This is a genomic window from Pseudooceanicola batsensis HTCC2597, assembly GCF_000152725.1.
GTDB lineage: Bacteria > Pseudomonadota > Alphaproteobacteria > Rhodobacterales > Rhodobacteraceae > Pseudooceanicola > Pseudooceanicola batsensis.
On record NZ_AAMO01000008.1, the window covers coordinates 32,932 to 47,849 of the forward strand.

The 14,918-nt window shown below is 64.5% G+C and carries 12 protein-coding genes; 6 read left to right on the forward strand and 6 right to left on the reverse strand.

The window, feature by feature from the left end; translation table 11 throughout:
- Position 1 precedes the first annotated feature (1 nt).
- Complete coding sequence (locus OB2597_RS01545) at positions 2-724, forward strand: GntR family transcriptional regulator (protein ID WP_009803743.1); 723 nt, start codon at positions 2-4, stop codon at positions 722-724.
- A 7-nt stretch (positions 725-731) separates the two neighbouring features.
- Entirely contained in the window at positions 732-1,604 is an 873-nt protein-coding gene (locus OB2597_RS01550; RefSeq protein WP_009803744.1) for an isocitrate lyase/PEP mutase family protein, read from the forward strand.
- A gap of 135 nt (positions 1,605-1,739) precedes the next feature.
- Here the strand turns inward: OB2597_RS01550 and hisD are convergent, their stop codons facing one another.
- Genes hisD through OB2597_RS01570 form a run of 4 tightly spaced genes read right to left on the reverse strand, consistent with a single transcriptional unit; the run spans position 1,740 to position 6,769 of the window.
- Positions 1,740-3,050, reverse strand: a complete 1,311-nt coding sequence (gene hisD / locus OB2597_RS01555) for a histidinol dehydrogenase (protein WP_009803745.1) — start codon at positions 3,048-3,050, stop codon at positions 1,740-1,742.
- A 26-nt stretch (positions 3,051-3,076) separates the two neighbouring features.
- Positions 3,077-4,063: an ABC transporter permease gene (locus tag OB2597_RS01560; RefSeq protein ID WP_009803746.1), complete on the reverse strand. Its 987-nt coding sequence runs from the start codon at positions 4,061-4,063 to the stop codon at positions 3,077-3,079.
- Positions 4,060-5,658 (reverse strand): sugar ABC transporter ATP-binding protein, encoded by a 1,599-nt coding sequence (locus OB2597_RS01565; RefSeq protein ID WP_009803747.1) that lies wholly within the window; start codon positions 5,656-5,658, stop codon positions 4,060-4,062. Before OB2597_RS01565 ends, OB2597_RS01560 begins: the two co-directional genes overlap by 4 nt.
- Positions 5,659-5,662: 4 nt before the next feature.
- Positions 5,663-6,769, reverse strand: a complete 1,107-nt coding sequence (locus tag OB2597_RS01570; protein WP_009803748.1) for a sugar ABC transporter substrate-binding protein — start codon at positions 6,767-6,769, stop codon at positions 5,663-5,665.
- 175 nt (positions 6,770-6,944) lie between these two features.
- Here OB2597_RS01570 and OB2597_RS01575 point away from each other — a divergent pair, with 175 nt between their 5' ends.
- Positions 6,945-7,943, forward strand: a complete 999-nt coding sequence (locus tag OB2597_RS01575) for a LacI family DNA-binding transcriptional regulator (protein ID WP_238529693.1) — start codon at positions 6,945-6,947, stop codon at positions 7,941-7,943.
- A gap of 6 nt (positions 7,944-7,949) precedes the next feature.
- Here OB2597_RS01575 and OB2597_RS01580 read toward each other — a convergent pair whose 3' ends face one another.
- Together OB2597_RS01580 and OB2597_RS01585 are read right to left on the reverse strand one after the other, a co-directional pair.
- Positions 7,950-9,722 carry a hydantoinase B/oxoprolinase family protein gene (locus tag OB2597_RS01580; protein ID WP_040608907.1) on the reverse strand — a complete coding sequence of 591 codons (1,773 nt, stop codon included), beginning with the start codon at positions 9,720-9,722 and terminating at the stop codon, positions 7,950-7,952.
- 5 nt (positions 9,723-9,727) lie between these two features.
- A complete protein-coding gene (locus OB2597_RS01585) occupies positions 9,728-11,785 on the reverse strand; it encodes a hydantoinase/oxoprolinase family protein (protein ID WP_009803751.1) in 2,058 nt (685 codons plus the stop codon).
- Positions 11,786-11,923: 138 nt separating this feature from the next.
- Between OB2597_RS01585 and leuC the strand changes: the two genes are divergently transcribed.
- From leuC to OB2597_RS01600, 3 genes are read left to right on the forward strand one after another with little or no spacing between them, the layout of a single operon-like run.
- A complete protein-coding gene (leuC, locus tag OB2597_RS01590; RefSeq protein WP_009803752.1) occupies positions 11,924-13,327 on the forward strand; it encodes a 3-isopropylmalate dehydratase large subunit in 1,404 nt (467 codons plus the stop codon).
- A complete protein-coding gene (gene leuD / locus OB2597_RS01595; RefSeq protein WP_009803753.1) occupies positions 13,327-13,953 on the forward strand; it encodes a 3-isopropylmalate dehydratase small subunit in 627 nt (208 codons plus the stop codon). Before leuC ends, leuD begins: the two co-directional genes overlap by 1 nt.
- The gene (locus OB2597_RS01600; protein ID WP_009803754.1) at positions 13,950-14,918 is read left to right on the forward strand and encodes a 3-hydroxyacyl-CoA dehydrogenase NAD-binding domain-containing protein; all 969 of its coding nucleotides are present in this window, start codon (positions 13,950-13,952) and stop codon (positions 14,916-14,918) included. Before leuD ends, OB2597_RS01600 begins: the two co-directional genes overlap by 4 nt.

Sequence of the window (14,918 nt, forward strand, 5' to 3'; positions counted from 1 at the left end):
TGTGACAGCAGCGTTCGACAGCGGAAAGCCGACGGCGGCGGAGCGGGTTTACCGATCGGTCCGGGACTCCATTTCCTCGGGTCGCTTCTTCATCGGAGAGCGCTTGATCGAGGGGGCGCTTGCAGAGGAAGCCGCGGTGTCCCGCACGCCGGTCCGCGAAGCCCTGCGGCGTCTGGCCAGCGAAGGGTTCGTGACCCTTTCGCCACATGCAGGAGCCATTGTGAAGGGCTGGTCGGAGCGCGAGGTCAGGGATGTCTTCGAAACCCGCGCGCTGATCGAAAGCGCGGCCGCGGGACTTGCCGCGCGGCATGCCAATCCCGCCGACGTCGACCGATTGGCGGAAATGGCGGCCAGGATGGAGCCGCTGGCCAAGGCCTGCCCTCGCGACGTCATGGCCTATTCCGAGGCGAACCGAACCTTCCACGCCGAGATCCTCCGCATGTCCGGCAACCGCCGGATGGAGGAGATCGCGCTGAACCTCATGGACCTCGGTTTCCTTGTGCGGTCCTACGGCCAGTTCGAGACCGAGGATGTCGACCGCAGCCTGTCCGACCACCGCCAGCTGGTCACCGCCATCCGCAATGGCGACGAACGTTGTGCCGAAGCGCTGATGCGCGCGCATATCTTGGCCGCCGCACGGATTTTCCGCGGCACCGAGGGCCAGCTCACCCCGCGGGGCGTGCCGGAACGGCGACCCGGTCCGATCCCCGAAAACGAAAGGTAGAACCCTGATGACCAAACCGAACCTGCGGGCCGCGCTCGATGCCGGCACCTTCATCTGTGCTCCGGGCATCCACGACATGATCTCGGCCGTCATTGCCAACAAGGTCGGGTTCGACTTCATCTACTTCTCGGGCTACTGGGGCACGGCCTCGGCCGAAGGTCTGCCGGATGCGGGGATCACCACCTATTCCGAGATGCTCAAGCGCCTGACGATCCTGGGCCGCACATCGGAAGCCGGAATCATCGCGGATGCCGACACCGGCTTTGGCGGCCTGCTGAACGTCGATCAGACGGTGCGGGGTTACGAACGCGCGGGCGCTGCGGCGATCCAGATCGAGGATCAGGAGTTTCCGAAGAAATGCGGGCACACGCCATTCAAGCGGGTAATCCCTGCGGCGGAGATGGTGCAGAAGATCAAGGTCGCCGGCGCGGCTCGTGAAAACGCGCAGGAGACGCTGATCATCGCCCGGACCGACGCCAAGGCGATGGAAGGCTTCGACAAGGCCGTGGAGCGGGGGCTGAGGTATCGCGACGCCGGAGCCGATGTCATCTTCGTCGAAGCGCTGGATACCGAGGAAGAAATGCGAAAAGCATGCGAGAGGATCGACGCGCCGATGATCGCCAACATGGCCGACGGCGGCCGGACCCCGATCCTGAAGGTCGAGACACTGCGCGACATCGGCTACGATCTGGCGATCTTTCCTGCGATCTCCGGCCTCGCGGCGGCGGCGGCCGTGGAGAAGGCGCTTGTGACCCTCAAGGAGACCGGGACGTCCCAGTCGGCCGACGTGCCGCTCTTCGATTTCGAGGAATTCAACCGGCTGATCGGGTTTCCGGAGGTCTGGGAGTTCGAGAAGAAATGGGGCTCGGCGGGGGCTTGATCCTGCGCGGCGCCCCGCCAGTGAACGTGGAGCGGCCCGGCGCGGCAGGGCCCGGCCAACCTCTCGCGGCCGCGTGAGCGGCCCCGCGGATCCCGGCCGGGATCGGAGTGTCCGGCCGGGATCCGACGGAGGATGTCATTCGGCAGCGTTGCCGTAGGGTACGTTCCTGCCACCGTAGCGCCGCACCCGGACGTTGCATTGTTCGGCATGGCCCACGAAGCCCTCGAGCAGGCACAGACGGGATCCGTAGGCACCGATCTCGGCCGCCGCGTCGTCGCTGGTGATCTTCTGATAGCTGTGCGTCTTCAGGAATTTGCCGACCCACAATCCACCGGTGTACCGCCCCGCCTTCTTGGTCGGCAGCGTGTGATTGGTGCCGATCACCTTGTCGCCGTTCGCGACATTCGTCCGCGGTCCGAGGAACAGCGCACCGTAGGAGGTCATGTTGTCGAGGAACCAGTCGTCCCGGTCGGTCATGACCTGCACGTGTTCCGAGGCGATATCGTTGGCGACGTCGAGCATCTCGTCATAGGTGTCGCAGACGATGACCTCGCCGTAGTCCTCCCAGCTCTTCGCGGCGGTGTTGGCAGTCGGCAGGATCTTCAGGATGCGGTCGATCTCGTCCAGCGTCTCCCGGGCCAGCTTTTCGGAATTCGTCAGAAGGACGGCGGGGCTGTCATAGCCGTGTTCGGCCTGCCCCAGAAGATCGGTCGCGCAGAGCTCGGCGTCCACCGTCTCGTCGGCGATGACCATCGTCTCGGTCGGTCCGGCGAACAGGTCGATGCCGACACGGCCGTAGAGCTGCCGCTTGGCTTCGGCGACGAAGGCGTTGCCGGGACCGACCAGCATGTCCACCGGGTCGATGGTTTCGGTTCCGATCGCCAGGGCCCCGACGGCCTGAATGCCGCCGAGGACATAGATTTCATGTGCGCCGCCAAGATGCATGGCGGCAATCACCGCCGGGTTGGGTTCGCCCTTGAAGGGCGGCGTCGCGGCGGCGATGCGCGGCACCCCGGCAACTGTTGCAGTGAGGACGGACATGTGGGCCGAAGCCACCATGGGAAACTTGCCCCCCGGCACGTAGCAGCCGACAGACTGGACGGGGATGTTCTTGTGACCCAGGATCACGCCCGGCATCGTTTCGACCTCGACGTCGGTCATCGAAGCGCGCTGCGCTTCCGCAAAGCGTCTGACCTGTGCCTGGGCGAACCTGATGTCCTCCATGTCGCGGGTCGAGACCTTCTGTACCAGCGCCTCGATCTCGGAGGGCGACAGCCGGAACGAGGGCGGGGTATAGCTGTCGAATTTCTCCGACAGGTCGCGCACGGCGGCGTCGCCACGTGTCTCGATATCCGTCAGCGTTGCTTCGACCGTCTCGCGCACCTTCGAGGCGTCGCCCTTGCGGTCGGCTTCGGATTTGCCACGTTTGAGATACGTGATCGCCATGTCTTGTCCTTTCAGTTGAAGTCGTGTCAGCCGATGTCCGGGGCTTCACGTCCGCGCGTCAGCTGGGAGATCGTGACGGCCAGGATCAGTGCTCCACCATTGAACACGTTCGTCACCCAAAGTGGAATGCCGAGCATCGTAAGACCGGTGATTCCGGTCCCCAGGAAGTAGACGGCAACCATCGCGCCCCAGGGGTTGAAGCGCCCCGGCATGATCGTGGTCGACCCCAGGAAGGCGGCCGCGAAGGCCGGCAGGAGATAGTTCAGGCCGGAATAGGGGTCTGCCGAACCCAGAACCCCGGCATATAGGATGCCCGCGCAGGAGGCGACGACAGACGACGCCACCAAGGCCCCGACACGCACCCGTTCGACCGCGATTCCGTTCAGCCGTGCGACCTCTCTCCCCCGGCCGACGAACAGCAGGCGCCGCCCGAGCGGCGTGTAGTCGAAGACGTACCACAGGATGACCACGGCCGCGAAAGCGTAGTAGAACGCATAGGGCACACCGAAGAGGCGCCCCCCCACGACCGACATGATCAGGGCATTGTCGATGCCGCCGATCGTCGATGACTTGGTGAACCACTGCACGACACCGGAGATCAGCGAGGTCGAGCCCAGCGTGACCACCAGCGAGGGAATCCGCACATAGACGATAAAGAAGGCGTGGAAGAGACCCACGACCACACCGGCCAGGACCGCCAGCAACAGGCACAGCAGGATGGGCAGGCCCGCCCAGGCGTTCAGCACGGCGATGAGGCAGGACGACAGGGTCATCACCGCGCCGACCGAGAGGTCGTAATCGCCGGAAGTCAGCGGAATGATGATGGCCAGGGCCAGCAGGGCCGCCGGCGCGTAGGAGGCGAAGAGGATCGAAAAATTGCCCCACCTCGGGAACGAATTCGGCAGCGCCAGGCTGAAGCCGATGATCAGTAGCGCCCAGACGACCAGCAGGGCATAGCGTTCGAAAAGGCGCATCCGCCGGGCGGCGGCATGGGCGCGGGCTTGTGTGGTCATGTCGGGCTCCGGTCTGAGTTCTCGAGCGAGGCGTAGCAAGCCTGGGTGATGTGATCTTTGCTCACCTGCGATCCGGTCAGTTCGCGCACCACCCGGCCACGGGCGAAGACGAGGACGCGGTCGCAGATACGCGCCAGCTGCTCGGCATCGGACGAGGCGCAGAGCACGGACATGCCGGTCTCGGCCTCGGCGGCGATGGCATCGAAGATGCGCGCGCGGGTCCCGACGTCGACCCCCTGGGTCGGCTCGTCAAGCAGCAGCAGGCGAGGCTTGCGCTTCATCCAGCGGGCGATCAGCACCTTTTGTGCATTGCCGCCGGAAAGCGCGGCGAGAGGCAGGTCGGGATCGTTCGGACGCACCTCGTAGGCGTCGCCCAGTCGTTTTGCCTCATTCCGCATGCCGCGATTGCGCAGCAGACCGCCCCGGAACCAGTCGGAGACATCGGGCAGCAGCATGTTGTCGGCGATCGACAGACTGGGCACGCCGCTCTGCGCCTCGCGGTCGCCCGGCAGCAAGGCCAGGTTTTCGGCAATGGCCTTGGCCGGGGTCATCCCGGGCAGCGCCAGCTGTCGTCCGTCGATAGTCAGCTCGCCCGCCGTGGCAGGGCTGGCGCCGAACACCAGATAGGGAATGCGGTCGTAACCCGCTCCGATCAGGCCGGTGAGACCAATGACCTCGCCCTTGCCGATGTCCAGCGAAAAGGGTGCGATCCCATCCGCCTCGACGGACGTGATGGACAGGCCGGGGGCAAAGGCGGTCGCCTCGTTGGTTCGTTCCTCGGCGGGGGCGAGTGACCGGCCGATGATCAATTCGATCATGTCGTCATGGCTGGCACTCGCGGTTTCGACCTCTCCGGAGACGCGCCCGTCACGCAGGATCGTGGCGCGGTCCGTGATCTCCATGACCTCGTCGATGTCGTGCGAGATAAAGAGAACGGACGACCCGCTGGCCGCGATCTCTCTCATCAGCTTGAACAGCCGCGCGACGCCTTCCTCGGGCAGGAATGGCGTGGGTTCATCGAGAAGCACGAGCCCCGGCTTGCCGGTCGCTTCGCAGCCTTCACGGATTTCCTCGAAGGCGCGGACGATGGCCAGCAGGGCGCGGTTCACCGCGCTCAGTTCATCGACACGCCGCCATTGGGGAATGTCCAGCCCGTAACGGTCCAGCACCGCCTGCCCCTCGGCCCGCTCGCGACGCCAGTTCAGATGCATCCCCGGAGACAGGGCGATCTGTTTCAGCCGCAGGTTTTCGAGCACCGTCAGCGACGGCAGCAACCCGAGGTTCTGGTGCACGAAGCTCATGCCGAGACGGCGGAAATCGGAAGACGACAGAGGCAGGGAGACCTCTTCGCCGTTGAAGGTCATGCGCCCGCCGGGATCGGGCGCGTGATAGCCTGCAAGCACCTTGATCAGGGTCGATTTCCCTGATCCGTTGGTTCCGAGCAGGCCATGGATCTCTCCCGGCCTGACCTCGAGCGTCACGTGGTCGAGCGCCCGGGTGGCCCGGAAGGTCTTGGATATGCCCTCCAGCCGCAGGGTCGGCGACCCCCCGAGGGGGGCCGCGTTGGTCGATAGTTCGCCAGTTGCCGCAGTCACGAGGTTATTCCAGGCCCCAAAGCTTAGCGAAACCGGATACGTAGGCATCGCCATAGCCGGTGTCGAACTCCGCCGGCGTTCCGGCGTCCGTGGCGTTCGATTCATCGAAGATGTAGAACGGCACATTGAGCTTGTCCGGAACCGGCAGACCGCAGAGATCGCGCATGTGGCCATCCACCGTGGCGTAGGCGATCCAGTCGAGGCTCTCGCCGATATCCATCGACACGGCGCCCTGCTGGATGAAGTCGAGCACGAAGGGCGTGCCGTTGAACGTCGCCACCTTGACCTGGCCCAGCTTGCCGGTCAGGCGCAGCGCGGGCACGACGAACTGTGACATGGAGTCGTAGATCGGGACGACCACGTCGATGTCGGGATCCGCCTGCAGCGCGGACTGGACCGAGGGCTGGATCTTGGTGCCCCATTCCGCGACCCCTACGTTGATCTCCTGCGCGATCTCGCAGTCGGGGCAGTTTTCGGCCAGTTCTTCGGTGAAGCCATCGACCAGCGGGATCGTCGGGGGCACCTCGCGCGAGACGATCAGCGCGACGCGGCCCTTGCCGTCGGTGTTGACGGTGATCCAGTTGGCGAGGATGCGACCGATTTCGTTGAAACCGATGGGGAGAGAGCTGGAGAGAAGCGGATTCGGTTCGAAGCTGGGGTCGTAGAAATGCGAGGTCATCACCTTGATGCCGGCCTCGTTCGCCGCCTTGATCTGCGGTTCGACCGTGTCCGGCGAGATCCCCGAGATCAGGTCGATCACGTCGAACCCGTCGCGCACGGCATAGTCGAAGCCCTGCACCCACTGGCTGGGCTGGCCCTGGTTTTCCCACTCCACGACCTCGAGCCCGATCTTGTCACCGACGGTCTTCATGCGATCGATGATCCCTTTGAGGAAGGGATTGGCCGAGTTGTTCGGGATCGACAGCATCTTTTTCCCGGCGGCGCACTGCTTGATGTCGAAAGGCTCACCCGGGGCGACGAATTCTGGCTTGGATGTGTAGGCGGACAGTCTTTCCTTTGCGCGCGCCATGCCGTCTTGCGCGAGGGAAAGGGTCGGGGCAACGATCATCGCGGCTGCGGCGATCAGTGTCGTCGTGCGTAACTTGGTCATCGGAATACCTCCTGTTTGCCGGTCGATCGTCTTTCGCGACTCTATCCAGCGAGTTTGAATACGCATTCACATCTTTGCCATAGGGTTTCGATCTGTCAATGATCCTGAGCACAGATTGTACATCCGGCCCTGCGCGGGCGCTGAAGAACGAGTGACGATGCCCAGAAAACCACGAGTGACCTCATTTGATGTGGCACGGGCTGCCGGCGTATCCCAGCCCGCGGTTTCACGGGCCTTCAACCCGAAGGCGAGCATCACCAAGGAAAAGCGCGACCGCGTTCTGGCGGCGGCGCGAGAGCTCGGCTACGTGCCCAATGTCTTCGCCTCTTCGCTGTCGAAGAGATCCAGCAAGATGGTGGCGGTGATCAGCGGCAACCTGAACAATCCCTTTTATTCCGAAAGCCTTCAGGTCTTCGTGGAAAACTTTCAGAGAACCAGTCGGCAGGTTCTCGCCTTCTCGGTGCAGGATCAGCAAAGCAGCGACGAGGTGATGATGGAGGCGCTGCGCTACCCGGTGGACGGGATCGTCATGACCTCGGCCAAGGTAACTTCGGAGATGGTCAAGCTCTCCGAGGGGTTGGGCATCCCCGTCGTGATGTTCAACCGGAGCGTGCCGGGAACGGGGCTGGCGACGGTCCAGTGCGACAACCGCGCGGGCGGCGCCGCGCTGGCCCGGCGGATGGCTGCGGCAGGGGCGCGAAGCTTTTTGGTCCTGCGCGGGGATCCGCAGGGATCGACCAGCCAGGAACGCGTCGCCGGATTCCGCGACACGCTTGCGGCGCTCGGGCGCCTCGATCTGGAGGAAATCGAGGGCGGGTCGAATTATTCGGGCGGCTACGCGGCCATCATGAGCCGCTTCAACCGGCCCGCTCCCGACTGGCCGGACGCGATATTCGCAGTGAACGACATCATGGCGATCGGGTGCGCAGACGCCCTTCGGGGCAATTTCGGGTTGCGTATCCCCGAGGACATCCTGCTGGCGGGGTTCGATGGGATCCGGGAAGGCCAGCGCCACCCCTACCGTCTCACCACTGTTCGGCAGCCGATCGAGCGCATGGTCAGCGAGACGCTGGATATCCTGGACCAGCCCGATGGTGGAGAGTCGTCGCTGCGGCTGATCCCCGGGGATCTCATCCCGGGGACCACCGTCAAGGCACGGGGCGAGTTTCTCTGACGAGGCCTATTCGGCCGCGTGCACGCCCGGGATGAACCCGAAATCGAAGGGTGCCGGCTCTCCGCGCTCCTTCTTGCGGCTGGTGCGAAGCTTTTCTGTCGCAGAACTGTCGAGGACGTTCTTGTCGGATATCACGACGCCGTAATCCTCTTCGGCCTTCTCTCGCGACACCAGATCGTTCAGCACGTCGGCGAGGACTTTTTCGGGCGCACGTTCGAGCGGATCGCCCCAGCCGCCGGAGCCGGCGGTGATGAACACGATCCGATCGCCCGGTTCGACCTGCAGGTTGTCAAGCTTCGACTTGATCCTCTCCCGCTCGTCCGACCCTGCCCGGATCAGCCATTTCGACGAGGTGCCGCCGTGCAAGCCGCCGTTGATGCCCCAAGGGGGGACCACCTCGCGGTCGTCGTGGATCGAAACCGATCCGGCCTCGAGCACGCAATAGGTCTTCTCGATTCCCGCGCCGCCGCGGTGCAGTCCCGCACCGCCCGCGTCCTTGACCGGCCGATAGCTTTCGACGACCACCGGATAGTAGTTCTCGATATACTCGATCGGAGTCGCGGAGAAGAGCGGCCACCAGGCATGGCCGTCCAGCCCGTCGCCCCTCGGGCGCCCCGGGACACCGCCGAAGAGCAGCTCCATCAGCTGGAAGTACTTTCCGTTGCTGTCCTGCCCGGTGAAAATGAAGTGAGGCGAGGTGCCATAGCCCGCGGCCATGGACAGGTGCGGCGCCTTCTGGCCAAGCGCACCGGCCTGACAGTCGAAGAACCGGGTATGCGTGTTCAGCCGGTTCGACAGCGCCGCCGGGAATTTGGGATTCAGCAGCGAACCTTCGGGCAGCACGATCTCGAACAGGTCGTAGAAACCTTCGTTGAACATGATCTTCGGGTCGAAGGCCATGATCATGTACACGCCGAAGAACAGCTTGCAGAGCCCTTCGTGGATATGGAAGTTGATCGGCCCCTCGGCCTGATCGTCCGTCCCCGTCCAGTCGAAGACCGCCGTGTCGCCGCGCCGGTAGATCGATAGCTGCATCTTGAACGGACCGTTGCCGACGCCGTCGTCATCCACGTAATCGGTGAATGAGACCGGCTCTTCCGAGATGTACTTGTTGATCAGGACGCGCATCGCTTCGCGTGTCCGGTTCAGCAGCAGCCCGCACGAGGCGAGGTAGGTCTCGCGACCGAACCGGTCGCAGATTTCCTGCACCCGCTTCGCCGCCGTCCGGCAGCCGGCGACCAGCGCCATCAGGTCGGCGCGGTTCATGTCCGGCGTGCGCGTGTTGTTGAGCATGATCTTCAGCACGCCCTCGTTCATCACGCCCTTTTCGTAGATCTTCACCGGAGGAACCCGGAGCCCTTCTTCCCAGATCGAATACGCATCGGCGGGCATCGAACCGGGGACCTTGCCGCCCACGTCGACCATGTGGCCGAAGATCGAGGAAAAGCCGACATGCACCCCTTCGTGGAAGATCGGCATCATCACGCACCAGTCGTTGTTGTGCGAGATCGACCCCTTGCAGGCATAGGGGTCGTTCCAGACGAAGATGTCGCCTTCGTTGATGTCGGAATATTCCTCGACGATGGCCGGGATGTAGCTTCCGAACTGGCCGACGATCATTCGTCCCTGGGGGTCGCAGATCATGGGAAATTCGTCATGCTGTTCTCGGATCACGGGCGACAGGGCCACACGGACCACGACGCTGTCCATCTCGAAACGGGCGTTCAGAAGCGCGTTCTCGATCAGGTCGAGGACAATGGGATCGACGTCTTTTGTCATGGTCTTCACTCCCCTTTCTCGTTCGGCCAGATCAGCAGGTTGCCCTGATCGTCCACGATGGCGTGGTGATCTGCCAGAAGCACGGTGGTGGTGTCATATTGACGGATGATGGCCGGGCCTTCGACCCGGGCGCCGGCGGCCAGCCGGTCGCGGTCGATATGCGGCGTGTCCTGCCATTCGCCTTTGAAAAAGCCCTTGCGGGTTTCCATCACGGCCTCGCTGACATCCGTCGTGCCGGCGGAAGGCGGCGCCTCGTTCACGGCCGGGGTCGCCCCCGTCGCCACGACGCGCAGCGCGACCAGCTCGATCGGCAGGTCGAAGCGCACGCCGTAGAGCCGGTCATGCGTTGCGTGGAAGTCCTCCAGCACCGCGTCCAGACCCTTGCCGCTTTCGACCAGGTCGGCGGGGACGTCTATCGTTACCTCGAAGCCCTGCTGCTCGTAGCGCAGATCGACCGAATAGGTCAGGCCGCGGTCCGCTTCGGCGACCTCCTCCTCGTTCAGCCAGTCGACGGCCTGCCCGCGGAGTTCCCTGAACACTGCGAACAGATGTGCATCGTCGATCCCGGCGATCGACCCGATCAGGGTTCGCACGTTCTCGTTCTTGAACTCGGCCTCCAGGAAGCCAAGCGCCGATAGAACGCCGGGGTTGTGCGGAACGACGACCGGATAGCAGCCCAGGACCTGCGCCATGGCATTGGCATGAAGCGGGCCTGCACCGCCGAAGGCGACGATGCCGAAATCGCGGGGATCGAGGCCGCGCTGGACGGTGATCACCCTCAGCGCGCCGAGCATCACCTCGTTCGCGATGTCGAGGATGCCCTGCGCCGCGGCTTCGGGGCTCAGACCAATGGGATTGCCGACCTTGCTGACCGCCTCGCGCGCACCGTCGAGGTCAAGGCTCATATCTCCGCCGAGAAGTTTCGGCGGCAGGTAGCCCAGCACGACGTTCGCGTCGCTGACTGTGGGTTCCGTGCCGCCGCGGCCATAGGCGACGGGGCCGGGCATGGCGCCGGCCGAACGCGGACCGACCCGCAACGAATTGGTGAGCTCCGAGACCTCGGCGATGGAGCCGCCGCCCGCCCCCACGGAGCGCACGTCGAGCGTGGGCACCTTGGCCGGGAAATAGCCGACATCGGTGGACCGGGTGATGGTCGGCTCGCCGTCGATGATGACCGAGACGTCGGTCGAGGTGCCGCCCATGTCGAAGGCGAGCAGGCGCGGCAGCTTTGTCCGCCGAGCGATCATGGCCGTCGCGGTCACGCCGCCGGCCGGACCGGACAGCACGGTGTGGACCGGCCGTGCGGCAGCGGCCTCCGCGCTCATCAGCCCGCCGTCGGACCGGACGATGTGCAGGCGCGAGTCGACCCCCGTCTCGCCCAGTCGCTTTTCGATCCGGCCGAGATAGCGGGTCATGATCGGGCGGACATAGTCGTTCATCACCGTGGTGATGGCGCGGTCGTATTCGCGGAACTCGGGAAGAATGTCCGACGAAAGCGACACATGCATGTCGGGGAACCTCTCCTGCACGATCTCGCGCAGGCGGCGCTCATGGGCCGGATTGGCGTAGGAATGCATGAGCGAAATCGTTAGCGCTTCGATTCCCGAGCCGCAGAGGTCGTCGATCATCGCGGTGGCCGTGGCTTCGTCGAGCTCCGTCAGCACGTTGCCGCGCGCATCCATCCGCTCGGGGATGCCGCGTGTGTCCGAAAGGGCCGCCAGCGGATCGGGCTTGTCCATGACGATCCAGCCGAACAGCGGGCCCGGCGTCCAGGACTTGGCAAGGTGAAGCACATGCTCGAACCCGGCCGTGGTCAGCAGACCGACGCGCGCACCCTTGCCTTCCAGCACGGCGTTCGTCGCCACCGTGGTGCCGTGAAGGACCAGGCTGATGTCCGAGGGCGCAACCCCGGCCTTTTCGCAGATCAGTCGCACGCCTTCCGCCACGCCGATGGACTGGTCTTCGGGGGTGGATGGCGTTTTGGCCCGGTATGTTCGCTGTGCAGCATCGTCATGCAGAAGCAGGTCCGTGAAGGTCCCGCCGACATCGACTCCCAACCTCATGAGTATCTCCCTGTAATCGCGGTATTGCCGACCATGTCGAACCGCTTGAATGCGTATTCATGAGACAGTAACCTCGTCCCCAGATCAAGACAAATGTGAGTCTTGGGACCAGCGAGGCCGGAAGGGACCTGAGCCAGAATGACGGGCAAGACACTCTATGACAAAATCTGGGAGCAGCATGTGGTTGCCCCTTTCGAGGGCAGAGACTGCCTGTTGTATGTAGACCGGCACCTCGTTCAGGAAGTGTCGAGCCCGCAGGCATTCGCCTCTCTCGACCAGAACGACCGTCCGTTGCGGCGACCGGATCTGCACATCGCGGTCGCGGACCACGCGGTGCCGACACGGCGACGGGGACATCCCTTCGCCGACGGACTTGCGCGTCAGCAGGTCGATCGGCTTCGCGAGAACGCTGAAAAATTCGGCATCGCATACATGCCGATGAACGGAGACCGGCACGGCATCGTGCACGTCATCGGGCCCGAAACCGGCTTCACCCTGCCCGGTTGCACGCTGGTCTGCGGCGATAGCCACACGTCCACCCACGGCGCCTTCGGATGCATCGCCTTCGGCATCGGCGCCAGCGAATGCGCTTCGGTCTTCGCCACGCAGACGATCCGCCAGACCCGGCAGAAGACGATGCGCGTGAACCTCGAGGGCGGCCTTCCCGCCGGCGTCACCGTCAAGGATGTGATTCTCGCGCTGATCGCCGAGATCGGAACGGGGGGCGGCGTCGGATACGCCATCGAATACGCGGGATCCACGATCGCGGGGCTGTCGATGGAAGCGCGCATGACGCTCTGCAACATGACGATCGAAGCCGGCAGCCGCGTCGGCATGGTCGCGCCGGACGAGGTGACATTCGCCTATCTAGAGGGCCGCCCCCTGGCGCCCGAAGGAGAGATGTGGGATCGCGCCGTCGCGGCCTGGAGCAACCTGCGCAGCGACGAGGATGCCGTCTTCGACCGCGAAATAACTTTCGACACCTCCGTGCTCGAGCCTCAGGTCTCCTGGGGCACCACGCCGGAACAGACCGGCGCGATTACGGGCGTCGTGCCCAACCCCGAGCAGATGACCGACCGGGGCCGGGCCGCGCGGATCCGCAAGAGCCTGGACTACATGGACCTGACGCCCGGAACCCGGCTGAACGAGATCACGATCGACCGCGTCTTCATCGGGTCCTGCACCAACGGGCGCCTGGAAGATCTCCGCGCCGCCGCCCGGGTTCTCGAAGGGCGTCGCGTGGCCGGGTCGGTCAAGGCGATTGCGGTCCCGGGATCGGCCGCCGTCCGGCTGGCCGCAGAAGCGGAGGGCCTGCACGAGATTTTCCTGGCAGCGGGATTCGAGTGGCGCGATTCGGGTTGTTCGATGTGTGTCGCGATGAACGATGACCGTCTCGAAGAAGGCGAGCGCTGTGCCTCGACCTCCAATCGCAACTTCGAGGGCCGTCAGGGCAAGGGTGGACGCACGCATCTGATGAGCCCCCAGATGGCCGCCGCCGCTGCCGTGACCGGCCGCCTGTCCGACGTGAGGGAGCTATTGTAATGGACAAGTTCACCAGCCTGACCAGCCTGGCCGCGCCGCTGCTGGAAAACGCCATCGACACCGACATCATCTTCCCCGCCCGTTTCCTGCTGCTGCTGGACCGCGAGGGCCTCGGGAAACACGCGTTCAACGAATGGCGCGGGCCCGGATTCGTGCTGGATACACCGCCTTATGACAAGGCGCAGATCCTGGTGACCGGTGAAAACTTCGGCACGGGCTCGTCGCGGGAACAGGCTGTCTGGACGCTCGCGGACCTCGGAATCCGCTGTGTCATCGCCCGCAGTTTCGGAGAGATATTCTATTCCAACTGCTTCAAGAACGGCGTTCTGCCGATCCGCCTGACAGGAACCGAGATGGAGGCAGTCGAAAGCGCCGCCGAAGCGCAGACGCCGCTGACCGTCGATCTGGAAAGCAAGACGGTAAGCCTGCCGGACGGGCAGGTCATCCCCTTCGACATCGCCGATCATCATCGCCGCGCGCTGCTGGCAGGGTTGGACGAGGTGGGCATGATCCTGGCCGATCACTCGCAAACCATTGCAGAGTTCGAAGAAAGGCGCCGTACCGCCACCCCGTGGCTGGACCTGTCGCAGGACAAGCTCGATGCGCTGGCGGAGGACGGGGCGTGACCGGCCGTCGCGTCGCCTGCATCGGCGCGGGCACTGTCGGATCTGCCTGGGCCGTGGTCTTTGCCCGCGCGGGTTACGAGGTTGCGGTGTGGGACTCCGTCCCTGAAACGCTTTCGGAATTCGCCCTGCCCCGCGTTGCCCAGATCGCCCGTACCCTCGCCGAAGAGATGTCGACCGGCGAGGATGCGGAGACGGTCATCGCGCGCATCCGGGCGGCGACATCACTCGCGGATGCGGTGGACGGTGTCGAGGCGGTACAGGAAAGCGTGCGGGAAGAGCTTTCCGTCAAGCGCGCGGTCTTCGATGAGATCGGAGAGGCCGCACCACCGGATGCGCTATTGATGTCGTCGACCTCGGCCCTTCCGGGTTCTCAATTCCTGACCGAAGTGCCGAACCCGGAGCGCGCACTGGTCGCGCATCCGGTCAACCCCCCCTCACATATCCCGCTCGTCGAACTCTGCGGCACCGGAGTGACCGAAGAGGCGACGTTCGAACGGGCGCGGCAGCTGTTCCTTTCGGCCCGCATGGAGCCGGTCGTTCTTCGCAAGGAAATCGAAGGATTTCTGCTCAACCGTCTGCAGTACACGATGGTTAACGAAGCGATGCACCTCGTCGGCGAAGGCTATTGCACGGCCGAGGACATCGACCGCGTGCTGACCTCGGGCCTCGCGCTCAGGTGGGCTTCGATCGGGCCGTTCATGACCGCGCATCTGAACGCGCGCGAGGGGTTTCGCGGCTTTGTGGACCAGCTGGGGCCGATGATGAAGACCATGGGGCGCGAGGCGAGAACCGACTACGACTGGGGGCCGGACCTCGCCGAGAGCGTTCACGAGTCGGTGGCGCGAATTCTGCCTGTCGACAGTATTCCCGAGGCGCAGGCCTGGAGGGACGGGCGGATCCTTGCGACCCGCCGGATGCAGGCCGCTGACCACATGCCGGGCCGGAAAAAAGCCGACCCGGACTGA

Coding starts and splice junctions, on each gene's coding strand:
- OB2597_RS01570 (WP_009803748.1), bottom strand. CDS start 6,769: ATGACCAAGTTACGCACGACGACACTGATCGCCGCAGCCGCGATGATC.
- OB2597_RS01585 (WP_009803751.1), bottom strand. CDS start 11,785: ATGAGGTTGGGAGTCGATGTCGGCGGGACCTTCACGGACCTGCTTCTG.
- hisD (WP_009803745.1), bottom strand. CDS start 3,050: ATGGCGATCACGTATCTCAAACGTGGCAAATCCGAAGCCGACCGCAAG.
- OB2597_RS01560 (WP_009803746.1), bottom strand. CDS start 4,063: ATGACCACACAAGCCCGCGCCCATGCCGCCGCCCGGCGGATGCGCCTT.
- OB2597_RS01580 (WP_040608907.1), bottom strand. CDS start 9,722: ATGACAAAAGACGTCGATCCCATTGTCCTCGACCTGATCGAGAACGCG.
- leuD (WP_009803753.1), top strand. CDS start 13,327: ATGGACAAGTTCACCAGCCTGACCAGCCTGGCCGCGCCGCTGCTGGAA.
- OB2597_RS01550 (WP_009803744.1), top strand. CDS start 732: ATGACCAAACCGAACCTGCGGGCCGCGCTCGATGCCGGCACCTTCATC.
- leuC (WP_009803752.1), top strand. CDS start 11,924: ATGACGGGCAAGACACTCTATGACAAAATCTGGGAGCAGCATGTGGTT.